General features: G+C 61.5%; 23 protein-coding genes. 6 read left to right on the top strand and 17 right to left on the bottom strand.

What is annotated here, in order from left to right:
* Window positions 1-33: 33 nt before the first annotated feature.
* From NEI07_RS10600 to ftsY, 3 genes are all read right to left on the bottom strand, one after another.
* On the bottom strand, window positions 34-177 hold the full coding sequence (locus NEI07_RS10600) for an oxidoreductase (RefSeq protein WP_256034454.1): 144 nt from the start codon (window positions 175-177) through the stop codon (window positions 34-36).
* A gap of 219 nt (window positions 178-396) precedes the next feature.
* A complete protein-coding gene (locus NEI07_RS10595; protein ID WP_256034453.1) occupies window positions 397-999 on the bottom strand; it encodes a septation protein A in 603 nt (200 codons plus the stop codon).
* 6 nt (window positions 1,000-1,005) lie between these two features.
* Window positions 1,006-2,085 (bottom strand): signal recognition particle-docking protein FtsY, encoded by a 1,080-nt coding sequence (ftsY, locus tag NEI07_RS10590; RefSeq protein WP_256034452.1) that lies wholly within the window; start codon window positions 2,083-2,085, stop codon window positions 1,006-1,008.
* A 176-nt stretch (window positions 2,086-2,261) separates the two neighbouring features.
* Here ftsY and NEI07_RS10585 point away from each other — a divergent pair, with 176 nt between their 5' ends.
* A complete protein-coding gene (locus NEI07_RS10585; RefSeq protein WP_256034451.1) occupies window positions 2,262-2,525 on the top strand; it encodes a hypothetical protein in 264 nt (87 codons plus the stop codon).
* Window positions 2,526-2,560: 35 nt separating this feature from the next.
* Here NEI07_RS10585 and NEI07_RS10580 read toward each other — a convergent pair whose 3' ends face one another.
* Both NEI07_RS10580 and NEI07_RS10575 read right to left on the bottom strand, forming a co-directional pair.
* On the bottom strand, window positions 2,561-4,714 hold the full coding sequence (locus NEI07_RS10580; protein WP_256034450.1) for a family 2A encapsulin nanocompartment cargo protein cysteine desulfurase: 2,154 nt from the start codon (window positions 4,712-4,714) through the stop codon (window positions 2,561-2,563).
* Window positions 4,715-4,774: 60 nt separating this feature from the next.
* The gene (locus NEI07_RS10575) at window positions 4,775-5,722 is read right to left on the bottom strand and encodes a family 2A encapsulin nanocompartment shell protein (RefSeq protein ID WP_256034449.1); all 948 of its coding nucleotides are present in this window, start codon (window positions 5,720-5,722) and stop codon (window positions 4,775-4,777) included.
* A 139-nt stretch (window positions 5,723-5,861) separates the two neighbouring features.
* On the opposite strand from NEI07_RS10575, the gene epsC reads away from it, so the two are divergent.
* The gene (gene epsC, locus NEI07_RS10570) at window positions 5,862-6,785 is read left to right on the top strand and encodes a serine O-acetyltransferase EpsC (RefSeq protein WP_256034448.1); all 924 of its coding nucleotides are present in this window, start codon (window positions 5,862-5,864) and stop codon (window positions 6,783-6,785) included.
* A 70-nt stretch (window positions 6,786-6,855) separates the two neighbouring features.
* On the opposite strand, the gene NEI07_RS10565 is transcribed toward epsC, so the two are convergent.
* Together NEI07_RS10565 and NEI07_RS10560 are read right to left on the bottom strand one after the other, a co-directional pair.
* On the bottom strand, window positions 6,856-7,344 hold the full coding sequence (locus NEI07_RS10565; protein ID WP_256034447.1) for a VOC family protein: 489 nt from the start codon (window positions 7,342-7,344) through the stop codon (window positions 6,856-6,858).
* Window positions 7,328-7,816, bottom strand: a complete 489-nt coding sequence (locus tag NEI07_RS10560; protein WP_256034446.1) for a MarR family winged helix-turn-helix transcriptional regulator — start codon at window positions 7,814-7,816, stop codon at window positions 7,328-7,330. Before NEI07_RS10560 ends, NEI07_RS10565 begins: the two co-directional genes overlap by 17 nt.
* Window positions 7,817-8,025: 209 nt before the next feature.
* Here NEI07_RS10560 and NEI07_RS10555 point away from each other — a divergent pair, with 209 nt between their 5' ends.
* Window positions 8,026-8,496, top strand: coding sequence for a VOC family protein (locus NEI07_RS10555; protein WP_256034445.1), 471 nt, complete (start codon window positions 8,026-8,028; stop codon window positions 8,494-8,496).
* Between the two features lie 246 nt (window positions 8,497-8,742).
* On the opposite strand, the gene NEI07_RS10550 is transcribed toward NEI07_RS10555, so the two are convergent.
* The 3 genes from NEI07_RS10550 to NEI07_RS10540 all read right to left on the bottom strand — a co-directional run bounded on the left by NEI07_RS10550 (window position 8,743) and on the right by NEI07_RS10540 (window position 10,249).
* Window positions 8,743-9,054 carry a hypothetical protein gene (locus NEI07_RS10550; RefSeq protein WP_256034444.1) on the bottom strand — a complete coding sequence of 104 codons (312 nt, stop codon included), beginning with the start codon at window positions 9,052-9,054 and terminating at the stop codon, window positions 8,743-8,745.
* Window positions 9,055-9,389: 335 nt separating this feature from the next.
* On the bottom strand, window positions 9,390-9,863 hold the full coding sequence (locus NEI07_RS10545; RefSeq protein ID WP_256034443.1) for a DUF6998 domain-containing protein: 474 nt from the start codon (window positions 9,861-9,863) through the stop codon (window positions 9,390-9,392).
* Window positions 9,863-10,249, bottom strand: coding sequence for a hypothetical protein (locus NEI07_RS10540; RefSeq protein ID WP_256034442.1), 387 nt, complete (start codon window positions 10,247-10,249; stop codon window positions 9,863-9,865). Before NEI07_RS10540 ends, NEI07_RS10545 begins: the two co-directional genes overlap by 1 nt.
* 501 nt (window positions 10,250-10,750) lie before the next feature.
* On the opposite strand from NEI07_RS10540, the gene NEI07_RS10535 reads away from it, so the two are divergent.
* The 3 genes from NEI07_RS10535 to NEI07_RS10525 all read left to right on the top strand — a co-directional run bounded on the left by NEI07_RS10535 (window position 10,751) and on the right by NEI07_RS10525 (window position 13,565).
* Window positions 10,751-11,323: a hypothetical protein gene (locus tag NEI07_RS10535; RefSeq protein ID WP_256034441.1), complete on the top strand. Its 573-nt coding sequence runs from the start codon at window positions 10,751-10,753 to the stop codon at window positions 11,321-11,323.
* A 766-nt stretch (window positions 11,324-12,089) separates the two neighbouring features.
* On the top strand, window positions 12,090-12,995 hold the full coding sequence (locus NEI07_RS10530) for a ferritin family protein (RefSeq protein WP_256034440.1): 906 nt from the start codon (window positions 12,090-12,092) through the stop codon (window positions 12,993-12,995).
* Between the two features lie 90 nt (window positions 12,996-13,085).
* Window positions 13,086-13,565 (top strand): ferritin-like domain-containing protein, encoded by a 480-nt coding sequence (locus NEI07_RS10525; RefSeq protein ID WP_256034439.1) that lies wholly within the window; start codon window positions 13,086-13,088, stop codon window positions 13,563-13,565.
* 16 nt (window positions 13,566-13,581) lie between these two features.
* Here the strand turns inward: NEI07_RS10525 and NEI07_RS10520 are convergent, their stop codons facing one another.
* From NEI07_RS10520 to NEI07_RS10490, 7 genes are all read right to left on the bottom strand, one after another.
* Window positions 13,582-16,194, bottom strand: coding sequence for a SpoIIE family protein phosphatase (locus NEI07_RS10520; RefSeq protein ID WP_256034438.1), 2,613 nt, complete (start codon window positions 16,192-16,194; stop codon window positions 13,582-13,584).
* A 3-nt stretch (window positions 16,195-16,197) separates the two neighbouring features.
* Window positions 16,198-19,503: an NAD-glutamate dehydrogenase domain-containing protein gene (locus tag NEI07_RS10515; RefSeq protein WP_328516976.1), complete on the bottom strand. Its 3,306-nt coding sequence runs from the start codon at window positions 19,501-19,503 to the stop codon at window positions 16,198-16,200.
* Window positions 19,504-19,618: 115 nt separating this feature from the next.
* Window positions 19,619-20,044, bottom strand: coding sequence for an ATP-binding protein (locus NEI07_RS10510; RefSeq protein ID WP_256034436.1), 426 nt, complete (start codon window positions 20,042-20,044; stop codon window positions 19,619-19,621).
* Between the two features lie 29 nt (window positions 20,045-20,073).
* Window positions 20,074-20,406 (bottom strand): STAS domain-containing protein, encoded by a 333-nt coding sequence (locus NEI07_RS10505; protein ID WP_123175001.1) that lies wholly within the window; start codon window positions 20,404-20,406, stop codon window positions 20,074-20,076.
* Window positions 20,407-20,523: 117 nt separating this feature from the next.
* A complete protein-coding gene (locus NEI07_RS10500; protein WP_256034435.1) occupies window positions 20,524-21,801 on the bottom strand; it encodes a cystathionine gamma-synthase family protein in 1,278 nt (425 codons plus the stop codon).
* Window positions 21,802-21,863: 62 nt separating this feature from the next.
* On the bottom strand, window positions 21,864-23,117 hold the full coding sequence (locus NEI07_RS10495) for an aminotransferase class I/II-fold pyridoxal phosphate-dependent enzyme (RefSeq protein ID WP_256034434.1): 1,254 nt from the start codon (window positions 23,115-23,117) through the stop codon (window positions 21,864-21,866).
* The gene (locus tag NEI07_RS10490; RefSeq protein ID WP_256034433.1) at window positions 23,101-24,093 is read right to left on the bottom strand and encodes an NAD-dependent epimerase/dehydratase family protein; all 993 of its coding nucleotides are present in this window, start codon (window positions 24,091-24,093) and stop codon (window positions 23,101-23,103) included. The genes NEI07_RS10495 and NEI07_RS10490 overlap by 17 nt, the downstream gene beginning before the upstream one ends.
* Between the last annotated feature and the right edge of the window lie 61 nt (window positions 24,094-24,154).

Below are 24,154 nucleotides of genomic sequence, written 5' to 3'. Positions count from 1 at the left end.
GTCACTCCGCACAGGCGTCACGAATGACAGCCTTCACTTGTTCAACCGCTGCGCCGGGATCGTATAGGTCATCTGGCGCGGTTGCGGCGTCACATAAGCGACGATCGCAACCATTGCGCCGTAGACGATCGCGACGATGGCGCCGACGACGATCAGAAAGCGGATAAGACTCGGCAAGGATTCGACTCAGCCCCGGTAAACCTGAAGACTCTATTCGCCCGAACGCGCGTCGATTGCAACCCGCACGCGATGGGCGGCGCGGATGCGCTTGAAATTATCGGCGCAGGATGCGGCCGATCATGAAGAGACGTTCATGTTGGAGCAGGGACGCGCCGCAGCGATTCGCGCAACTGCAAGCGCAGGGGCGCCGACTAAGTTTAACGGCGCGCGCCGAAATTAGAAATGCGCTTCGGAGTCTTCGTCCTCGGGACGAATTTCGTGGCGCATGATGAGCGGCGCCTGCGACAGCGCGAAGATGAGCGTCAGCGGCAATATGCCGAAAACCTTGAAATTCACCCAGTCGTCGGTCGTCAGAATACGGCGCAGGACTTCATTGAGCCCAGCAAGCGCGAAAAAGAACAGGCCCCAGCGTATGGTGAGCTTGCGCCAGCCCGCGTCGTCAATGTGGATCGCCATGTCGAAGACGATCGGCAGCAGCAATTTGCCGAAATAGAGGGCGCCGATGAGGCCGGCGCCGAACAGCGTGTAAAGGATCGTCACCTTCAGCTTGATGAAGGTTTCGTCATGCAGAAAATAGGTGAGCGAGCCGAAGACCAGCACCAGCACGGCGGTGACCACCGGCATCGCCGGCAAATGCCGGGTGATCGCCCATGAGACGGCAAGCGTCAGGACGACGCCGGCCATTAGCACGCCGGTCGCGGCGAAAATGCCGTATTTGGAGTTGACGACGAAGAACAGCAGCAGCGGTCCCAGTTCCAATGCGAGCTTCAGCCAGGGATTGAGCTTGCGTTTTGCCGCGATGGCCGTTTCCTGCGTCATCTCTCTTTAGCTTTCCGCCTCTGACGTTTCTTCAAGCCCCGCAATCGCCCGCGCGAAGTCGCGCGCCGCGAACGGCTCCAGATCGTCGGCGCTTTCGCCCACGCCGATAAAATGAATCGGCAGGCCGTAAGTCTCGGCGATTGCGACCAGAATGCCGCCTCGCGCCGTGCCGTCGAGCTTGGTCATCACCAGCCCGGTGACGCCGGCGATCCGCTCGAAAACATCCACCTGCTGCAGCGCGTTCTGTCCGACGGTGGCGTCGAGAACGAGCAGCACCGCATGCGGCGCCTCGGCTTCCGCCTTTTTTATCACGCGGACGATTTTTTCAAGCTCGGCCATCAACTCGGCGCGATTTTGCAACCGCCCCGCCGTGTCCATGAGTAAAATATCGGCGCCCTGGTCTTTTGCGCGCTTGATCGCGTCGAAGGCGAGCGCCGCCGCATCGGCGCCTTCCGCGCCCGAAACGACTTCGGCGCCGAGCCGCGCGCCCCAGACCTTGAGCTGCTCAACCGCCGCGGCGCGGAAGGTGTCGCCCGCCGCAAGCACGACCGTCTTGCCCTCGCCGGTCCATCTTGAGGCGAGCTTGGCGATGGTCGTCGTCTTGCCCGAGCCGTTGACGCCGACGACGAGAATGATGAAGGGCTTCTTGCTGTCGTCGACGACGAGTTCTTCGGCGACCGGCGCCAGCACGCGCTCGACTTCGCGCGCCAGGATTTGGCGCACTTCTTCGGGCTCGATGTCGCGCTCGTAGCGCGCCTTGCCGACCGCCTCTGTGATCCGCGTCGCGGCGCCGACGCCCAGATCGGCCCGCAGCAGCACGTCTTCAAGCTCCTCGAGCGTCAGCGCGTCGAGCTTACGCTTGGTGAAAACGTCGGCGACGCCCTGGGTGATCGCTTGCGAGGTGCGCGAGAGGCCGCCGGACAGGCGCGACCACCAGGAGCGCTTTTCTTCCTCCGGCGCCGCTCGCTCAGGCGCCTCTTGCTCCGGCGCCGCCTGGGGCGCCGCTTCAGGCGCGGACGCGCTCTGGCCGCCGCCAAACAGGCGAGAGAACATGCCGCGCTTTTTGCCTTCGGTTTCCTGGCTCATTCCGGGGATGGCCTACACGAGTTACGCCGAAAGGGCTAGCGGGCGGAGCCCCTTGCCGCGCGCTTGGCGCGAAGGAACACAACGCCCGCAAAAATGGCGGCGCGCGCCGTGGCGCCGGAACATCCCGTGCAACGCCGGGTTGTTCTCGCGTCTAACGATTCGACGGGAGGCGCGCAATGCTCGCCAGGACGCGACAGCTCTTCGCCGGCGCACTCGGCTTGGCGCTAATCAGCGCCGCGGCGGGCCCGGCGGGTTCGGCCCTGGCGCAGTCCCCGGGATACCCCCCGGGCCAGCCCGGCTGGTACGGAAGGGCCCGGGCGCCCTCCTACGCCGGCGACTGTCGATTCCCCTATCCGCCGGGCTATCGTTACGATCTGAAAGACTGGCGCACCGGCTTCACCGATCGCGATTTCTCCTGTTACAGGCTTGAGGACGACTAACAACTACAGCCGGACGATCGCGCCGGATGGGTTGGCTAGACGGCTCTCCCCTGCTGCAGCCGGAGCAGCGCGTCGACGAGCGCGTCGACGTCCGTGCAAGTATTGTAGAAGGCGAGCGACGGCCGCACGGTGGCTTCGAGGCCGAAGCGGCGCAGAATTGGTTGCGCGCAATGATGGCCGGCCCGCACCGCGATCCCTTCGCGGTCGAGCGCCTTGCCGACCTCTTGCGAATCGTGTCCATCGAGCGTGAAGGAGAGCACCGAGGCTTTTTCCGGCGCCGTGCCGATGAGAGTCAGACCTGGAACGCTCTTCATCTTTTCGGTCGCATAAACGAGGAGATCGTGCTCGTAACGGGCAATCACCTCCATGCCGATGGCTTCGACATAGTCGAGGGCCGCGCCGAGCCCGACGGCGTCGGCGATATTGCCCGTGCCGGCCTCGAAGCGCTCAGGCGGTCCCTGATAGACCGTCTTTTCGAAAGTGACGTCGGCGATCATGTTGCCGCCGCCCTGCCACGGATCGAGATGTTCGAGCACGGCGTCCTTGCCGTAAACGACGCCGATGCCGGTCGGCCCGAACGCCTTGTGGCCGGAGAAGACGAAGAAGTCGCAGCCGATCGACTGCACGTCGACAGGCATATGCGAAACCGATTGGGCGCCGTCGACGAGCACGCAGGCGCCGTAGCGATGCGCGATCGCCGTGACCTCGTGAACGGGCGTAATCGTGCCGAGCGCGTTCGAGACCTGCGAGACCGCGACGATTCGCGTCTTCGGATTCAGCAGCCTCTCATATTCATCGAGAATGAGCGCGCCGCGGTCGTCGACCGGCGCGACGCGCAGCTTCGCGCCCTTCTCGGCGCACAGCATCTGCCACGGCACGATATTGGCGTGATGTTCGAGGTGTGAGACGACGATCTCGTCTCCCTCGCGCACATTGCGCCGGCCCCAGCTTTGCGCAACGAGATTGATGCCCTCGGTCGCGCCGCGCACGAAGATGATGTCCTTTACGTTCGGGGCTTTCAGAAAACGGCGGACTTTCTCGCGCGCTTCCTCATAGGCGTCGGTCGCGCGCGCCGCGAGCGTATGCGCCGCGCGATGAATGTTGGAGTTTTCATTCTCGTAGAAATAGGCGAGCCGGTCGATCACCGACTGCGGCTTTTGCGTCGTCGCGGCGTTGTCGAGCCAGACAAGCTGTCGTCCGTTGACGCTCTGGTTGAGGATCGGGAAATCGCGCTTGACGCGATAGGGATCGAAGAGATCGCGCGTGGCGACAGTTTTATCGCGCTGGCGTCCCTGCCGAGGCGCCGCGTAGATTCCGTCGCCGCCATAGGACGCAGGGGCCGCGCCACGCGGCGTCGGAGACGGGCGCGCGCCGGCGCCTGGCGAGTGTAATGCGCTATGCGCATCATCGGACGCGCCGCCGGCTTGGGCGAATTCCCCCTGCGTCGCGCCGCCTTGAGAATGACGCGAGACGCGTTCGTCGCCGCGCAAATCTCCGCCCCTCGTCTGCTGCGGCGAGAAGGGGTCGGGATGGCCATAGCCTGCGCCGGTCGACGGCGCGCGCGTTTCATAGCGTAAGGGCTCAGCCCGTCCAGGCGCCGGCGCTGTTGGAAGAAAATAATAGTCGCCTGGCGGTCGCGCGGCCGCGTCAGTCTCGACGAGCGAGAACTCCTGCGCAAGGCGGCGCGTCGGCTCGCTGTAATCCAGTTCGCCGGGGACCGACGATGTGGCGCCGCCGAGCGAAGCGCCGGGTTGCGGAATATCGGCGAGGCCCAGAGGACGCGTCGATGAATGCAAGGTCTGCGGCGCCGAGGGCGCCGGGACATTCGGGGTCGGCACAACGGAAGGAATCGTCGTCGGCGGAAAGTCCATCGGACCGAAAGGCGCGCGCGCCGGCGCATGCGGCGCGACACTCGTCGCGAGAGATGGCGCCGGAATATCCGTCAGACTGGGCGTCACGGCGGGAATGGCGGGCAAGGCGCCGGCAAGCGCCGGCGCGCCGGATTGTTGCGTCACGGCGCCGTTGGTCGGCAGCGTCGCATGGGGGAGCGCGCCAAAGAAGGCGTTGGCCATATGCGCGATGATCTGCGCGTCAGGCGCGGCGGCGTCATGATGCGTGAACGGATCCTCGGACGGCAGGCCGTCAACGGGAAGCTCGACAAATTGCGGCGTCTGCGGCGCAGTCGGCATATGCTTGCAACCTCAGTGAAGTGAAAAAAGGTCGGCGCACCGCGCCGACCCAGACAAGGCTCACTGATATTCGTCGGGATATTTGTGATATTTGCCGACGTCCACATCTTCGAGCACGCCAAGCGCGTCATGCGTCAGCACGGCCGCGGAGCAATAGAGCGAGATGAGGTAGGAGGCGATCGCCTTGCGATTGATCCCCATGAAGCGCACCGACAGGCTCGGCGCGACTTCTCCTGGGACGCCCGGCTGAAACAGGCCGACGACGCCCTGTTTCTTCTCGCCTGTCCTCAGCAGCAGAATATTCGTCTTTCCCGCTTCATCGACATAGAGCTTGTCGCTTGGGATGAGCGGCAGGCCGCGCCAGGTGATGAAGGGCGAGCCGAACAGCGTCACGGTTGGCGGCGGCACGCCGCGGCGCGTGCATTCGCGCCCGAATGCCGCGATGGCGCGCGGATGGGCGAGAAAAAAGGCGGGCTCCTTCCAGACTTTCGTAATGAGCTCGTCGAGATCGTCGGGCTGCGGCGCGCCGGTGCGCGCGCTGATCTTCATCGACGGATGCGCATTGGCGAGGAAGCCATATTCAGCATTGTTGATGAGCTCGGCTTCCTGCTTCTCCTTCACCTTCTCGGTGAGAAGCCGCACCTGCTCTTGAATCTGATCGTAAGGATGATTGTAGAGATCCGAGACGCGCGTCTGCACGTCGAGGATCGTCGTCACCGCATTCATCGAATATTCGCGCGGCGCATCTTCGTAATCGACGAAGGTCTCCGGCAGGTCCGCGTCGCGGTCGCGGGCCGGGCTGCACTGGACGTCGGCGTCGCTGAGCGCCGTCGACTCCTTGACCCGGTTGAGACGATAGATGCCCGCTTCCACCGGCACCCAGGGCAAGAAGGACACCAGCCAGCGCGGCGTAATGCCAGACCATTGCGGACGCGTCTTCGTCGCATTGGCGAGCTGGCGGGCCGCCGATTCGCTCAATGTTCGGCGAACTTCAGGTTCTGCGGTCATAAATCCTTTTCCCTCCACGAGACATCTGCGCGCGGGTCGACGCCTTTCGACGCCGCTACTCGCTTACTATAGCTTGTCTATAGAGTATACATATCTTATGGTCAAGCCTGGGTTGGCCCAATTGGCGAGCGAAAGCAATATGACGATGCTGCTTGAGACTGTTTCGAACGACCACGACATCGATGCGATCATTTCCGCCTTGAGCGCGCTGCGCCGAGCGTCGCAGGCGCAGCGTTACGGACATGTCGCGCCGCCGCAGCTCCCGTCGAAATTCGTCATGGCGTCGATCGTCGAGGGGATCACCGCAGTCCTTTATCCCCGACCGCCCGAACTGCCCTTCGACAGCACCGACGAATTCATCGCGTCGACGCTCAAGACTTGCCTTGGGGGCCTGCGCGAACAGGTCCGGCGCGAATTCGCGCTATTTCCCGTCGATGCGCCGAACGAACAGCCGCAGCCGCGCCCAAAGGACATCGTCGACGCCTTCGCGCGTGCGATTCCGCGCGTGCGCACGCTGCTCGACGCCGACATACGTGCGGCGTATGCCGGCGATCCGGCCGCGAAAAGCCTCGATGAGATTATTTTCTGCTATCCCGGCGTCGCCGCCTTGATCAAACACCGGCTGGCGCATGAGCTCTATCGACTCGGCGTTCCGATGATGGCGCGCATCGTCGCGGAAATCGCGCATTCGCAGACGGGCATCGACATTCATCCTGGCGCCGAGATCGACCAGGGCTTCTTCATCGATCACGGCACCGGCGTCGTCATCGGCGAAACGGCGCGCATCGGCAAGAATGTGCGGCTCTATCAGGCGGTGACGCTTGGCGCCAAGCGCTTCGACGTCGATGAAAACGGCGCGCTCGAGAAAGGCAAGCCACGCCATCCGATTCTCGAAGACGACGTCGTGATCTATGCCGGCGCGACGGTGCTCGGCCGCATCACCATCGGCCGCGGATCCACGATCGGCGGCAACGTCTGGCTCACACACTCCGTTCCGCCCGGCAGCAATATCACGCAGGCGAAAGCCCGGATCGAGCTCTTCGATCACGGCGCCGGAATTTGATTGCGCCGAAGCGCCAAAGTAACCGAAGCCAAGCGGGCCGGCGTCCCGGCCCGCTTCTTTGTCTCAGCGTCTATGCCGTCGCCTCGGCGCAGCCCTTCGCCATCGCCGCGCGCCCCGCCTCAAGAATCTCCTCCGGCGTCAGGTCGCGCACATGCGTCGCGATCGACCATACATGGCCGAAGGGATCGACGACCTGGCCATAGCGGTCGCCCCAGAACATGTCGGCGACCGGCATTTTCGCGCTCGCCCCGGCGGCGATGGCGCGCGCGTAAACCTCGTCGACATTGTCGACCATGAGATGAATGGTGACCGGCGAGCCTTTGAGCGCCTTCGGCCCCAACGCGCCCCATTCCGGCATTTCGTCGACAAGCATCAGCATGGAGTCGCCGATCCGCACCGCCGCATGCATCAGCCTTCCGTCGGGACCGGGCAGGCGCATCGTCTCCTGCGCGCCGAAAGCCTTCTTGTAAAATTCGATCGCGTCGGCAGCGCCGGCGCAGATGAGATGCGGCGTGATCGATCGCATGCCTTGACGATCATTCTCAACAGTGGCGTTCATGCTTTAACGTCCTTTCTTCAATATGCGTTTCAGCCCCTAACTTACGCAGCGCCTTGCGCAGCTTTTGTCCTTCGCTGTGCGAAAATTGCGCGTCGAGCGCGGCATGTTCGCGCCGCCAGATCGGCAGCGCCGCCGCGAGCAGCTCGCCGCCCGCGTTTGTCAAGAACAGTCTGCGCGCGCGGCGGTCCTTCTCGTCAAGACGCGTCTCCACGAACCCGCGCCGCTCCAAGGATTTCAGCGCGGCGGTGAGCGTCGTGCGATCCATGGCGAGCGCGTTGGCGAGCCGCCCGAGCGTCGGCGCCTGCGGCGCATTGAGCATCATCATCAGCGAGAACTGGCCATTGGTGAGTCGCAGCGGCGCGAAGGCGCGATCGAAGCGTCGCGCGAGCATGCGCGCCGCGCGCTGCGTCGCAAGGCAGAGACAGGCGTCGCGAACCTCATGAACGACCTCGATCGGCAGCTTCTTTGACATGGCGTCATTATGTTGATATCAACCTTTATCGCTTTTGTCCAGTTTTTCGTTCGAGGCGCACAGATCTCGGGATGTCATTCCCGACAGGCCGCAGGCCTGATCGGGAATCCAGAGTTCCACCGAGCACTTTGGGTGAAGCTCTGGATTCCCGATCGCGCGCAAAGCGCGCGTCGGGAATGACAGTGGGAAACCAATCGCAAGGAGCAGCCATGAATCCCAAAGTCAGAACCTGTATCGCCTTCAAGGATCAGGCGGAGGAAGCGGCGCGCTTCTATGTCTCGGTCATTCCCGATTCAGCGTTTGAAAGCGCCTTCCGCCGCGAGCCGGACGGGCCGGCGCTGCTCGTCTCCTTCACCCTCGCCGGCGCGCCCTATCAGGCGCTGAACATGGGCCGCGAGACGATTCACAATGAAAACTTTTCGATCTCGGTGATGACCAAGGACCAGCGCGAGACCGACGCGCTTTGGGAAAAGCTGCTCGAAGGCGGCGGCGCCGAGATCCAATGCAGCTGGCTGAAGGATCGCTTTGGCGTGCGCTGGCAGATCGTGCCGGAAGCCTTGCCGCGCATGTTCATGGATAAAGATCGCGCCGCCGCCGGCCGCGCCTTTCAGGCGATGCTCGGCATGGTCAAGATCGACATCGCCGCGGTCGAAGCGGCGTTTCGCGGCGATTCCGCTTAAGCCGAGCGCGCGCGCCGCCCCTGGAGCGCTTATCGATCACCATGACTCATGTGTTCGATAGGAATCGTCACTGCCGACACGCGCGCTTAGGCGCATGCCTCGATGTCATTCCCGACGCGCGCACCGCGCGCGATCGGGAATCCTAAAAATCCCGATCATTCGCGAATCTGCTCTGGATTCCCGATCAGGCCTTCGGCCTGTCGGGAATGACGCCGGGCGCTCGAAACCAAACAGTGGAGCTGGTTCTCATCGAAAAAGTCTGTCAACTTTTTCGGAACCTGCTCTGGCGGCGACGGCGTTCCACTCCTTCTCCCAGAAGTCGGCGACGCCGAAGCGCGCAATGACCGCGCCTTTTTCGTCGAGAACGATCACCTCATCGAAATCGACGACGTCGAGCGCCTTGGGACTGGAGAGTTCCATCTCGAAGAAGCGGCTGACCTCGGCGATGACGCTCGCCGCACTGGAAGATTCCCGCTCATATTCACGCAGCGGCTTCAGCTTCACATGGCCGCCCTCGGTCTCAATGAATTTGACTTCACGAACACGATAAATCGCCATTGTCTTACCCTCGCCAGCGCGGGCACATGTGTGTGAAATTGGTTGCGCAAGCGGCGCGTCAAGAGGGATAGCGGGACCGTCGCTGTCGTTTGGAAACATGCGAGCAAACCTGCCATTCCCGACGCGCGCCTTGGCTATGGGCCACGATGTCATTCGCGAGGCGCGGACGAGCAAACCTTTCATCCCGACGCGCGCATCGCGCGCGATCGGGAATCCAGAAAACGATCATTCGTGAATTTTGCTCTGGATTGCGCCGTGCGCCGACTCCATGCTGAGGCAACGTCATGGCCGCGGCCCCAAGCACGTGCTTCTGGGTAGTGGGTCGGTTTGGAAATTTATTCTGCGTGGGCGATCGCTCTCAGCTTAGCAAGGCTAACAACTCTTTGACCGTTCCTGCCTTCCTTCCTGGCCTTCTCCCAAGCCGGAGCACCCGGCCCGTCGTAAACTATTTCAGCCTCTTCGGGCGAAAGCACCCGAAGTACTACCAGCCTGTCGCAAGTATCGTACATTGCGATAGACTTCCCCGCAGTCATCTTAATCTGCACGTCGTGACCATTGGCGTCGCATGCATCGTGACCAGGATGCGAGTTCCTATGAAGAGTGAGGCCTAACGCTTCTGCGGCGATTACTTCGCCGATTGATCCAACTAAATGGCCGTCAGGAGTGAATTTACGGCCGTATTTCTCGCCGTAATGGGCATCTAATTCTTCGACCGCCTTATAAATAGAGGCGACAGCTTTGGGCAACTTCAATTTACGCCCGCACCTTTCGTCGGCCGGGCGTTTCCCGCCTTTGGAGCCGGTAGGCATTAATGCGCCTTTTTGCTTGATCTGAGACGCCCCAATATGGCTTGGACTTCCGCGAACGTCATAGTTTCCGAACTCCAACCCGTGCCCTTGGGCAGGTCTTCTAAAATCTGCTTGTGTGTTCTGCCGTCGAAGACGACGCGCCGCAGAAATGCCTCTATTTTCTTGCCTTCCGAATGGGGATCCGCCTGACCTCCTAGCTCTAAGGTCTCGCGGCCCTGTTCGATGCAATAATGTGGCGCGATGCCTGCTCCGGATACGCCCATCCTAATCATTGCCTCATTCCGGGGAAATTGCCCATGTACAAAGCTGGCAATGATGCCTCGCACATATTCCTCTGGGTCCTTCAACGTGGGAAGGACATCCTCGATACGAGAGTCTGAACGCATGGTTTGGGTTCCTCCTAACCTGAGCGAGGCGGGTTTACCGCCGCTTTCCTATCTCAATGTTTAGAGGTCATTGGGTGTAGGACAATTCACCTAAATAATGACCTATGATTGCCATTCGGCGGGGTCTTGCCCTCCCGTTCAAATATGTGGCTGAACATGTGTTTCCAGAGCACGCGAGGGCGACAGTCTTCCATCCATTATGTAAAATAGCGGTGCTGCAACATATTGTACTGTATGATCTCGTTGCCCTTAGGCACATTAGCCATGTCGAAGCCTCAAAAACCGCGCAAATGCATTTTCTGCGGCTCATCTCGTTTATCGAGAGAGCACTTTTGGCCTGTGTGGGCCAGAAAACTTCTAAACGTCACAGGCGATGCTCGAACTGTAGCTACTTATGACCACGCTCTTGGAACCGCCGTCCTCGTCCGAGAGGATAAAAGGCCCGGACACTTAAAATCCATCCGCATTAAGTGCGTATGCGCAAAATGCAACAATGAGTGGATGGGCTCCATCGAGGAAAGCGCGAAGGATTGCCTCACAAAGCTAGCGACTGGCGCATCTTACACTCTCAGCGAGATTGATAAATCCACCGTTGCTACTTGGGTTGCCTTAAAGGTCATAATTGGAGAACACAATGACGCTGCAAAAGCTGTTTCACGTCAGACGGATAGATCGCTATTCCGAGAAAACAGAATACCTCCGAATGGATTCCGGATTTTAATAGCTGCATGCGGCGATGCGCGATTAGAAACCGTCTTCGCAAAAACAGCATCAAAGGTCATGACCCGGCGCCCAACCATCAACGAACTCGATACAGGCCTCCCCTATAACATACAATGCACAAGCTTCGGGTTTGGACGACTCTTTGTCCACGCAATTTACACCACTACAGATGCTGATCTTCAGCCCATCTTTAATGAGGCCGGGATAGTCTATACTCTTTGGCCTCTCTCTGAGGAGCCAATCACGTGGCCACCTAAACGTTCGATTACTTACGATGAAGCTGCTAGTATCGCCAGAACACTTCTTGATATCGATAAACTTCCTGACGTTACTCGTGTCTTCAAAGTCTAAGCTCGCCGACGCACGGGGCATTATGCGCGCTCTTGACATTCCCGGAATAAATTCCTATCCTCTGCTCGCCTTCGTCAAGCGAGGGCGCGGCTCAGGGTCGAGCGGCGCCGGCGAAGGACGGATCCGGCGGGACGAACGACCCTCGTTCCCTGGTCCGGCGGCGCGTCGCCGGTCTGGGCTTCTCTCCTTTGCGCGGAGACGCATGAGCTCTTCGATAAGCGCAAGCTTACCGAAACTCATGTGCAGGCTTTGAAAGCCCGGACCACAATATCCGACGATGGCGCAGGCGTCGGTTACCCGAACGATGGGGAGCGGCTCCCTCAGCCCGGAGGCGGCGAGACGACGCGATCCGTGTCCGGGAGAAACCGGCCGTCGAAGACATTTTTTGCGCTGCGGCCAGCGACGGCCGGGGCGTCCCGGACCGCTCGCCCCCCGCGCCTTAACGGCGGCGGGATATTTTCGCGCGCCCGCTGCTTGGCGCGTCTTTTCCTGGCGCGCGCCTTCGCTCCAGCACACATCCAGCGCCGCGCCGCAACAATCGGATTCATATCAGCCTCGTCGCCTTCGCATCAGTATTACCGCACGCGTGCGACAATGCGCCCTACGGCGCATCGTATTTCGTGGCGAGATTTCTGCTTTGCCAAGTCTTTGGCAAGATAACGGGCTCAGCCGCCGCTTAGAATAACTCAGGTGAGCTTACATTATGGTCCGGATTGCCCCTTAAACGACGAACTATGTCTGAGTTCAGACAAAAGGAGCAAAATCAGTGGCTAATGTGACATTCTCATCACCCATACTTGCGCGCGACATTACTGTCTATGCGATCGCCGGAGACCGCGGCACGATTCTGGCGGTGGCCAAGGCCCATAAAATCCCCATTCCCTTCGACTGTCAGGACGGCGAATGCGGCTCCTGCCTCGTCGAGGTCACGCATCTCAGCCGCAACCCCAAATACGGAATCGCGCTGACGGAAAAGGAAAAGGAGATGTTGCGCCAGCTCGGCAAGATCACCAAAGCCGAGATCGAGGCCGCCGAAGTCAACGACATGCCGCCGCGCTATCGCCTGGCGTGCCAATGTTTCGTGCGTAACGAGGACATCCTCGTCAAATTCGAAGGCGATCAAACGCTGCCCGCGCAAGGCGCCCATATCACCCATGCCGCAAAGCGCTTCACCGGCGGCATCGAGATTTCCACGGTGGATGAATTCATGGGTTACGCCGTGAAGGTCGAAGAAGACGCGGCGATACATTTCGATGAACTCGCCGGCATGATGGAAGGCTGCGGCAACGCGGAAGTCGCCAAACTGTTTCGACAGCTCGCCGGCTTTTCACGCCTGCATCTCGCCGAGGCCAAGAAGCGCGCGGGATCGATCGACCTTACGGCCGTCATCCCGCCCGATTACGTGTGGCCAAATCACGCGACTCCGGAACGCACTGAAATCTGGGCCGCCGATCCAACGCTGTCGCGGCTCGACGGCTTGAAGGCCGCGCTGCAAGGCGAGCGCCGAGGCTATGAGTTTTATCGGGCCGTCGCCGCCAAAACCAAATCGCCCGAGATCGAAGCGATGGCGAAGGAATTCGTCAAGGAAGAGGCCGAGCATGTCAAAATTCTCGAAGCCTGGATCACGCGCGAAGAATGGACCATAAAGAACCCGCCAAGCGCCAACGCTTGAGCGAGGAGCCTAATAAACGGCTTGAGGCGGTGGCGGCTTTTTTGCCGCCGCTCGCTTACAAATCTAAGCTCGGCGAGCTGAGGGTGGGACATGGAATCGGTCGAGGAATTTCTCGCTTATGCAATCCATCTGGAATTCGAGGCGGCGAACCGCTACGGGCAGCTGGCCGACGCCATGGAGTCAGGCGGCAATCACGAAGTCGGCAAACTGTTTCGTCGATTGGCGGATTATTCCAGACTGCACCTGGCCGAGGCGCAGGCCCGCGGCGGCTTTCGTGAATTGCCCAAGATGAGGCCGGACGAATTCGTCTGGCCCGGATTGGAGAGCCCAGAGACGGCGGCGATTTGGGCCGCCGATCCGTTCATTGGACGCGAACAGGCTCTTGAGATCGCGCTCGACGCCGAGACCGCGGGTCTCAAATATTACCAGCACGTTCTCGACACGACCTCCGACCCCGATATCAAGACGCTGGCCAAGGAATTTGTCGCGGAAGAGCTTAGTCACGTCACTGAACTGAATAAGTGGATCGCCGCGAACAAGGCCGGGAAAACGCTGACCGTCGATCCTTGAGGTCATCGTTTCGACATCAGCGCACTTGCGCCACCACCATGGCGACGTCGTCCGACGCCGGCGCCGCGCCGCGGAAGGCGCGCACGTCGGCGAGCACCGCCTTGATGAGGTCGCGCGGCGAGAGGCTGCGATGCTGCATGAAAGCGGCGGACAGGCGTTCGAGTCCAAAGAAGTCGCCCTGGCGGTTTTGCGCCTCGGTGATTCCATCGGTGTAGAACAGCAGCTTGTCGCCCGTGGCGAGTTCGAGGCTCCCCTCCTTGAAATCGACCGCGCGCACAACGCCGAGCACCAGGCCGTCGGCGTCGAGCTGCACGCACACCGCGCCGTCCGCGCGCAGCAGCAGCGGCGGATTTTGGCCGGCGTTGGCGTATTGCAGCGTGCGCGTCTGCGGCAGGAAGCGGCAATAGAACATGGTGATGAAGAGGTCCGCGGCGGTCAGGTCCTCGTGCAGGAGCTCATTGAGGTCGCGCAACAGCTCCGCCGGCCCGCTCAAGGCGTTCGTCGCCTTTCGCGTTTCGGCGCGCAGCGTGCTGCGCACTTCGGTCATGATCAGCGCGGCGCCGACGCTATGGCCGGAAACGTCGGCGATGACGATGTCGACCACGCCGGAATTTTCGAAATAGTCGAAATAATCGCCGCCGACATGGGTCGCCGGCACGCAGATTCCGGCGATCTCCATATGCGGGGTGCGCAGCGGCGCGTTCGGCAGGAGCGACAGCTGGATCTGCTTGGCGATTTCGAGTTCGTGGCGATTCTCCTCGACTCGCCGCCGGTCGGAAATATCCGCGTGAACGCTGACGAAATGGGTGATGCGCCCCGCCTCATTGGCGACCGGCGAGATGGAGAGTTCGTCCCAGAAGGAGACGCCGTCCTTGCGGTAGAATTTCACCACCACCTGGCAGCTGGTGCGATGCACGATTGCGTTACGGATGGCTTCGAGCGCCGCGGGGTCCGTCTCCGGTCCGCGCAACAGATGCAAACTGTGCCCGAGCAGCTCTTCGCGGGTGAAGCCGGTGATCCGGCTCAGCGCCGGATTGACGTAGATGTTTGGAACGCGAGGCGCCTGCGCGTCCCAGACCGCAATGCCGATCGGCACCGCTTCGATCGCGCGGTTGCGCACGCGCAGCTCGTCTTCGAATTTCTTGCGCGCGGTGATGTCGTGGTCGACGCCGCGCCATTTTATCAGACGGCCGGCTTCGTCGAAGATCGGCGCGCCGGTCGACTCGGTGAAGACGTCGCCGCCGTTTTTGTGCCGGTAGTGGTTGACCACGCGATGGAAGGCCCGGCCCAGCGGGATCGGGCGCGGCGGCGTCTCCAGAGCGGCGTCTTCCGCGCTCTCCCTGGCGAAGAGATCGAGATAGGACTTGCCGATCACCTCTTCGGGCGTCATGCCGAGCACGTCCTCGACGGCGCTGCTGCTATAAGTGTAGCGGCCGTCCTGATCCTGCTCCCACAGCCAATCGCCGGCCATGTCGGCGATCTGCCGGAAACGCTGTTCGCTCTCGAACAGCGCCTCCTTGTCGCGCTTCTGTTCGGTGATGTCCTGCTGGATGGCGAGATAATGGGTGATCTCGCCGCTCGCGTTACGCAGCGGCGTGATGATTTCGGAAGCCCAATAGAGCTTGCCGTCCTTTTTTTTGTCCTGGATCTGACCGCGCCATTCAACGCCGGCGCGAATGCTCTCCCAGAGCCGCCGATATTGATCGCCTTCGGTCCGCTTCGATTGAAGCATCCGCGGATTCCGGCCGATGAGCTCATGCGGCGGATAGCCGGTCAGGTTGGCGAAGCGGCTGTTCACATATTCAATTTCGCCATCCTTATTGGTGATCATCACCGCGATCGGACTTTGCTCGACGGCGGCGGAGAGGGTCAGCAAACGGTCCTCGGCGTGTTTCAGGCGGGACATGTCGTGGGTGACGCCGACGAAATAGCGCGTTCCTTCGAGCCAGATTTCGCCGATCGAGAGATACATCGGGAAGGTCGTGCCGTTCTTGCGCCGTCCGACGACCTCGCGGCCGACGCCGATGATCTTCTTGACGCCGGTCTCTCTGTAGGCGGCGAGATAGCCGTCATGCGCCTCGCGATAGGGCGACGGCATCAGCATCTTGACGTTTCTTCCGAGCGCTTCTTCGGCGCGGTAGCCGAACAGCTTCTCCGCGCCTCTGCTGAAGAGCAAGATGTCGCCGACCTCGTTGATTACGACGAGACCGTCGACCATGCCGCCGAAGATGGTTTCGAGCTTCTTCGTCGTCTCGTCGAGCGCGTTCGCCTCATTCGGCCCGTCGATAGAACGAAGTTTGAGCAACGATCCGCCATCGCCATTGCCGGAAAGCGCGTCGATCTCGCAGCGAACATCAAGCGTTTGTCCATCCTTGCGCCGAATGCGCAGGGACAGCCGCTCGCGGCCATGCGGCGACGGCGACGGCGACGGCGACGGAGGCTCGCAATCATCGGCGTCTGGCGCGAGAAGCCGCGGCAAGAAAGGCTGGCCGCGAAGCTCCTTTTCGCAATAGCCCGTGAGACGTTCGGCGGCTCGGTTCATCGATCGCAGGGCGCCTGACGCCTCGAGGATACAAAGAGCCCCATCGAAAGCGTCGAGAATGGCGCGATCGGCCGCGACGGTTTCCATGCGCTACGAAGCTCCTGATTCCGAGGACGCGCGGCGCGGCTGTCGCGCCCTGTCCGCGTGCCCCGCCCTGCCGCTGCGATAAGCGGCGTCACAGGCGTCGACCAGGGCGTTCAGCTCGGCGACGAAGGCTGCGAAAGGCGTCAGCGTCGTCAAGAGCGAAGCCTCAAGCTTGAACGCCAGCCGCTCAAGCCCGGCGAGACGAAACTCCAGGCCGACATTTCGAAACATCGCCCGCGCGTCGGCGATTCCGCTCAGCAACTGCATGGACGCGATGCGCGCGGACGCATCCCGCATGCGCGCGTCGAGCGCGGCCTGCAACTGCTGCTCCCAGAGGTCTCTTGGCTTCACGTCCGCGAGAAGCGCGGTAAGCTTTTGCAATCCAAACAGATTGGCGGCCTTATCAAAATACGCGCCGGCGACCCGCATGTCCTCTCCCGATTCGCGGGTAAGCGCGACAAGGAAAGGAAAATTCCGCAGCCGATCGAAATAGGGAGCCGCCAAAGGCTGGTCGTCCTGCGCTTCGCTGACGCCCACGCGTTCGCGATAGGCGCGCAAATCGGAACGCCAGCGCTCAATGTCTTCGTCGTCGGGGCTCAGCCGACGCCCACGTCGCATGGCCCAGTGGCACATGTACGCCAGCGCGTCTTCGAGTTGGAGAAGCAGCGCATACTGACGCGCTGCGTCCAATTCGCGGCCGTCGCGAAAACCGGCGCGCCATCGATCGCCATCGAAGATTCGATCGAAGGAAAGATAGAGCTTGACGGCATAGCTGAGCAGAGTTGGGACCAATCCCTCGCCCAGCAGCAGGAAGCAAACGCCCGCCTGATCGACGACTTTGTTGCAGATCATCGTGACGGAGATTTCCCGTGCGAGTGAATGACTCCTGATCCGCTGCGAAAAATGAGACCGCAAATATTCTGGGAAATAGCTCGCCAGATATTCATACGACCAGGAACCCTGCAGAAACGCCTCGTCTTCCAGCAGCCTCTGCTTCAGCGCCAGCTTCGAACTGGCCATCAGCAAGGCGAGTTCCGGTCGCGTCAGCTCTTTCGTCTCGCGCGCCGAGACGTCCTTTCGCGTCGGAAAGGCCTCGGCCGCAGGATTGATATAGCCGGCGTTTTCAAGTTGCTCGGCTAGATCCATGAATGGATCGAGATTGATGCGGCACCGCGCGCGATCCAATGACAGGCAAAGACTCTGTTGGTCGTTGTCCTGCAATACGGAGGCGCAAACCTCCTCGGTGAGGGATTCGAGCAGGCGATTGGGATCTGCGACGTCTGGCGCGTCTTGGTCCGGCCGCGTGTGCAGCAGAGTCTTCAAATTGACTTCGTGATCGGAGAGATCAACGCCCGCCGAATTGTCGACCGCGTCGGTATTAATCCGGCCGCCTCTCAGGGCGTATTCAATGCGCCCCCGCTGCGTAAAGGCGAGGTTGGCGCCTTCGCCAACCACCTTGGCGCGAAGCTGCAGCGCATCGACGCGCGCGCCGTCGTTGACGCGATCGCCGACGCTCTCATTCGTCTCCGAGCTCGCCTTGACATAAGTGCCGACCCCGCCCATCCACAACAGATCCACAGGCGCGATCAAGAGCCAGCGGACCAGCGCTTCGCCATCGATGGCGCTATGCCGCACGCCCAGCCATGCGCGCACTTCCGGACTTAGCGGAATATCCTTGGCGTCGCGCCGATAGACGCCTCCGCCTTGTGAGAGCAGCGCCGGGTTGTAGTCGCGCCACGTCGATTGCGGCAGTTGAAACAGACGGCGTCGCTCGGCGAAGGAAATGAGCGGATCCGGGTTCGGGTCGATGAAGATATACTGACCATCGAACGCGCCGAGCAACCGAATGTTCGGCGTGTGCAGCATGCCGTTGCCAAAGACGTCGCCATCCATCGAGCCGACTCCAACGACCGTAATCGCCTCCGCATCGACGTCGCGACCGAGTTCATGGAAGTGCCGTCTTACACAGACCCAGGCGCCGCGCGCCGTAATGCCCAGTCGCTTATGATGATAGCCATGCGCGCCGCCGCTCGCGAAGGCGTCGCCGAGCCAAAAGTCGTAGGATTTCGAAATCTCATTCGCGACGTCAGCCCAAGTGGCGGTGCCTTTGTCGGCCGCGACGACGAGATAAGGGTCGGGGCCGTCATAAGCGACGAGCGCCGGCGGCCGGACGATCTGTGAATCCTTTAGATTGTCGGTGAGATCGAGAAGGCCGCGCAGGAACTGCGCGTATGCTTCCTTCCCGAGGCGCTGCCGCTGCATTGCGTCTTCAAAGGGAAGCTTCAGAACAAACCCGCCCTTGGCGCCCTGCGGCACGATGAGCGCGTTCTTGATCATCTGAGTCTGCATCAGCGCCAGGACTTCGCTGCGAAAGTCCTCAGGCCGGTCCGACCAGCGTATGCCGCCGCGCGCGACTTTCGCGCCCCGCAGATGCACGCCCTCCATTGAAGGGGAATGAACGTAGATCTCCGCCATAGGCTTTGGAGCGGGCATGTTGAACACGCCGAGACTGCTGATCTTTAGAGCAATGAACTTCCGCGCCCAATCGCCGCAAAAGTAGAAGTTGGTGCGCACCGTCGCGTCAATGAGATTAAAGACGTCGCGAAGAATGCGATCGTCGCTGCCGTCCGTGACCTTGTCCAATTCATCGACAAGCTGAGCCCTGATCGGCGTGAGCGACTCCAACTCGATCTCAAAGGAATCGCGTCCGCCGCGATCCGGTTCGAACCGCGCTTCGAAGTAACGATAGAGGAGTTGGACGGCCGCCGGACTGTACAAAAGCGCGCGATAGATGCGGGCGCGCTCAATCCGCAGGCCGAGCTGCTGATAGTAGTTGCTATAGGCGCGAAAGAGATCGATCTGCCGCCAGTCAAGCTCGGTGACCAAGACCAGCCCATTCAAGGCGTCGCTCTCAACTTCGTCTGAGAGCACGGCTTTGAGCGCTTCCAACAGTCTACCGTGCGATCGTGCGATGCTCGCGCCGCTGCGCATGGAGGGCTCGACGATGAAGCTTCGAATAAAACGCGGCCCGATGCTGAGATTGAGTGCGAACTGAATTTGATCTGCGACGCGCAGTCCGAGATTCTGCAGCATCGGCAGAAGTTCATCGAGCGCGTGGTCCTCGGCGCCAATCAGGCGAACTTCGTATCGGGCTACATCGGCTCCGAACCCGCGCAGCGGACGCAATTCGACGATCTCGCGCGCGCTTTGATTGGCCGCAATCAGCGCGAGATCGCGCGCGGCGCGCGGCGCCGGCACGAGATAGCGATAGGATTTGGGCAGCGCGTCAAGCGCCTCGCTGGAAAGATTCATCCCAGAACGGCGACCGGCGCGGCGGAGGAAGTCCCGCACCGCAGAATCCCAGTCCGCGACGCGGGGCGTCTCAGACGTCAATATGTCCGGAGAGCGAAGCACGGGCAGCCATCAGCTAGGCGATCTTCTTGCGCATTTCGAGAACATTGCCCGAATCCGTTTTGTGATATTGAACCGAGTCCATCACAGAGCGAATGAAGAATATGCCGCGGCCGCGTTCGTGAAGTTCGTCTAACTCGGGCGTTGGCAGAGCAGCAAGGTCGAAACCTCCGCCGTGATCGAAAACCCGGACGGAAAGATTGGCGTCCTTCACCGAAAAAGAGATTCGGACGGAGTCGGCCGAATTTGCCGCGGAACTATATTGTATGGCGTTGGCGACGGCCTCGGTTAGCGCAAGATTGAGGTGATAAGCGAGGGTGTCGCGTGTCTCCTCCGGAACGTCCAGCTCTTTTGCAAGCTGCTCGGCGATTGCGCCAACGAAACGCAGATAACGTGTCTGATTGGGAACGACGATGTCCAGATTGACGATTGTCTCGCACATCTCGATTCCCGCCCACCCCATTCGCGGACTCACGCGCTCAGCGCCAGCTGCAAGCTTGGATAGATGTCGAAAACACGGTGCAGTCGCGTCAGTTCGAACATCGACCTGACACGCGGCTGCAGACCCGCCAAAGCGAAGCCGCTCGAGCGCAAATTCGCATTCTTGTAGCCGGAGAGCAGCGCCCCCAGCCCTGAGCTGTCGATGAATTGAACTCTCGCCAAATCGATAACGACGTTTTGAGCGCCGCCTTCGAGCGTCTTTAGCACCAAGTCCTTGAGCTCGCCCGAGTTGTGCGCATCGATGCGATCCTCCTGGATGCTCAGAACGGTTCGGTCGTCTCGCACTTCCTTCGCTACTCTCATTGTCCAGTCTCAGCTCGATTTATGCCAAAGGGTTCGTTGGAATAGATATGTCTGCGGCGCCCGATTAACAGGGCTTAGCGCTCAGCTTGCGGCAGCGAATGCTACGACGAAGGTTAATCAATCGAACGCCTGCGCCAGATCGGCGATAAGATCGTCCGGATGTTCGATGCCGATCGATGCGCGAACGAGCGAAGGCGTAATGCCGATCTCGCGGCGCGCCTCTTCGGTGAGCCCCGAATGCACGGTGGTCGTCGGATGACAAATCAATGATTCGGTGCCGCCGAGGCTGACGGCGAGCTTGAAGATCTGCAGCCGGTTGAGGAAGGCGAAGGCTTCGCCTTGTCCGCCCACGACCTCAAAGGAAAAGGTCGAGCCGGCGGAACTCGACTGGCGCGCCATCAACAACCTTTCGGGATGATCAGCCGGCAGCAGCGGCGGATAGTGAACGCGCGCCACCTTGGGATGACTGGCGAGAAATTCCGCGACGATCGCCGCGTTCTCCGCCGCCCGGTTCATGCGCAAAGACAATGTCTCGAGCGAGCGGCCAAGCATCCAGCAGGAATGCGCGTCGAGCTGCGTGCCGATGGCGCTGCGCATCGCGCGAATGGTCTTCAGATGCGCGCAGGATCCGACGACCGCGCCGCCGATGAGATCGCTGTGCCCGCCGACATATTTCGTCAGCGAGTAGAGCGACAAATCGGCGCCGTGCCGGAGCGGCGACTGGAAAACCGGACCGAGCAGCGTGTTGTCGCAGCAAATGACCGGCCTCGCGCCCTGTTTTTCCGCGATGTCTTCGGCGATACGTCGCACCAGCGCGATATCAACCAGGCTATTCATCGGATTGGACGGCGTCTCGATGAAGATCATCGCGATGCGTCCGACGTCCATCGCGCGCGCGGCTGCAGCGCGGATATTGTCTTCGTCGAGCCCGTTGGTGAAGCCGACGCCGGTCAATCCGAACGGCGCCAGCGTCTTGTCGATCAGAACTTCCGTGCCGCCATAGAGCGGACGGCTGCGCAGGATCGTTTCTCCTGGGCGCGCGAAGGCAAGAATCGTGGTGACGATCGCCGACATGCCGGAGGAAAACACGAGACCGCATTCGGCGTGTTCGTAGATCGCCAAGCGGTCCTCGACGATCTCGAGATTGGGATGGTTGAACCGTGAATAGACGAGTCCGGATTCTTCGCCTTCCGGCGGGGCGCGACGGCCGGCCATATAGTCGAAGAAGTCGCGCCCTTCTTCGGCCGTTCGGAACACGAAGGTCGACGTCAAAAATACCGGCGGCTTAACCGCGCCTTCCGACAGCGTCGGATCGTAGCCGTAGCTCAGCATGAGCGTTTCCGGCTGAAGCAAGCGATTTCCGATGCTCGCTTTATGATAACGCGCGCTGTCCATGGATGCTTCCTTGGCTGTCGCCGCGCCCGAAATCAGGCGGCGCCGCCACTGTAAATAGCGCGCTAGAGCTGCTTCGCCCGCGCCTGCGGAATGTTCGCCTCGGCCATCTCGGCCAGCGCCTCCAACGCCGCGTCGATGTCGGCGGCCGTGTGATCCGCGCTGATCTGAAAGCGAATCTCCTCATCGCCCCTCGGCACGACCGGATAGGTCAGCCCGGTAACCAGAATGCCGCGCCGCCGCAGATGCTCGACAAGCGCGACGGTGCGGGCGCTGTCGCGGGTCACGAGCGGCGCAACCGGATGCTCCCCGGGCAACGTCTCGAAGCCGAGCCTGACGAGCCCCGCCTTGAAGCGCGCGGTCATGGCCCGCAGATGCTCGAGCAAGGACAGGCCGTTCGGACTGTCCAGGATGTCGATCGCCTTATGCGCGGCGGCAGCTTCCGCTGGCGTGATGGGGTTGGAGTAGACGTAGAAGGGCGAGCGCTCGCGCAGGTAGCGGATGAGAATTTCGTCGCCGACGACATAGCCGCCATTCACGCCGAAGGCCTTGCCGAGCGTCGCCACGAGAATGTCGACCGGCGCTGACCGCGTATATTCCTCCGCGCCCCGCCCAGTTGCGCCGAGCGCGCCGACGCCATGCGAATCGTCGACGACGACGATCGCGCCCTCCGCGAAGGCGTTATCGCGACTGCGCGCCAGCGTCATAATGCGATCGAGTGGCGCGTGATCGCCGCGCATGCTGAACACGCCGTCGGTCACGATGATGGCGCGGGTGGATGATTTCGCGCTCTCGTCGAGACATCGCTCGAGTTCGCCCATATCGAGATGTTTGTAGATGCGCTTCTCCGCAGGCGCCGCAAGAGAGATCGCGTTGATGATGCAATTGTGGTTGAGTTCGTCGCTGATGACGGCGGTCTTCTTGCTGACGAGCTGCGGAATGAGGCCCATAATCGCCGCATAGGCGGATGAAAAGATGATCGCCGACGGCCGCGAATGAAAGGCGGCGAGCCGGCGCTCCAAGGCGACATGAGGCGACCAGGTTCCGCTGATGAAGCGCACCGCGCCGGGACCAGCGCCAAAGTTCGTCGCCGCCGCATCTTCGGCGTCAATCACCTCTTCGCGCAGCGACATGCCAAGATAATTGTTGGCGTTCATCCGCAGGAACGGCTTGTCGCCTTCGCCTTCGATGAGAAAACGCGGACCGTAGCCGTCACGCGGCGCAATGACGCCACAGAGCACGCTTTCGGCGCCCTTGAGCAGCCCGGCCTGCGAGAGTTCGCCGAGTTGCGCGGCGAGCGCCTTAGCCAAACCCTGCATTGGCATTGGGGACCTCGTCAGAATTCGGATCGTCAAATGGATCTGTCGCCGCGCCAAGACGCGCGAGCATATCCCGCGTCATAGCGGCAAGATCGAAGCGCGGCGCAAACCCCCAATCTTCCCGCGCCGCATTCGCGTCAAGCGACTGCGGCCAGGAGTCGGCGATCGCTTGGCGTAACGGGTCGATGCGGTAGTCCACCGAGAAGGAGGGCGCGTGTTTGCAAATTTCCGCGGCGATTTCGCGCGGCGTGACGCTCATGCCGGTGACGTTATACGCGTTGCGAAACCGCAGGCGCTCCGGCTCAGCTTCCATGAGCTCCATGATCGCGCGTATCGCGTCCGGCATATACATCATGTCGAGACGGGTCTCTGCGGCGAGGAAGCAGGAATAGCGCTTGCGCCGAACAGCCGCGCGAAACATTTCGACGGCGTAGTCGGTCGTGCCGCCGCCCGGCGGCGCCGCGGAAGAAACGAGACCCGGCAGGCGCAATCCGCGCACGTCGACGCCAAAGCGCGTCGCGTAGTAGTCGCACAGCAATTCGCCGGCGACCTTGGTGACGCCGTAGATGGTCGTTGGCCGCTGAATCGTGATCTGCGGCGTGCCGCGGCGCGGCGTTGACGGGCCGAATGCGGCAATGGAACTTGGGAAAAACACTTGGCAACCGAAGCGGCGCGCCGCCTCCAGCACATTGTAGAGGCCGCTCATATTGACGCTCCAGGCGGCCTGCGGCCTATCCTCAGCGACAGCCGAGAGAAGCGCTGCGAGGTGGTAGACAACGTCGATGTCGCGCCGGCTCATCAGATCGGCGAGCGCTTCCGCGTGCGTAACGTCGAGGCGCTCATAATGATCGTCGGCGCGCTGCGCCTCTGCAAGGTCTGAGGCGACGACGCGCGCCGCGCCATATCGCTTTCGCAGCGCCGGCGTCAGCTCGGCGCCGATCTGGCCGAGGGCGCCCGTAACTAGGATGCGTCGCATGCGCCTTCCGATACCGCGGCGCCCCGCCCATGCGTCCTGCGCCATACTCCTCAGTTATGGC

The organism is Methylocystis suflitae (genome assembly GCF_024448135.1).
Classification (GTDB): Bacteria; Pseudomonadota; Alphaproteobacteria; order Rhizobiales; family Beijerinckiaceae; genus Methylocystis; species Methylocystis suflitae.
Note: the sequence above shows the minus strand (reverse complement) of the source record. Positions and strands in the feature narration are given on the sequence as shown.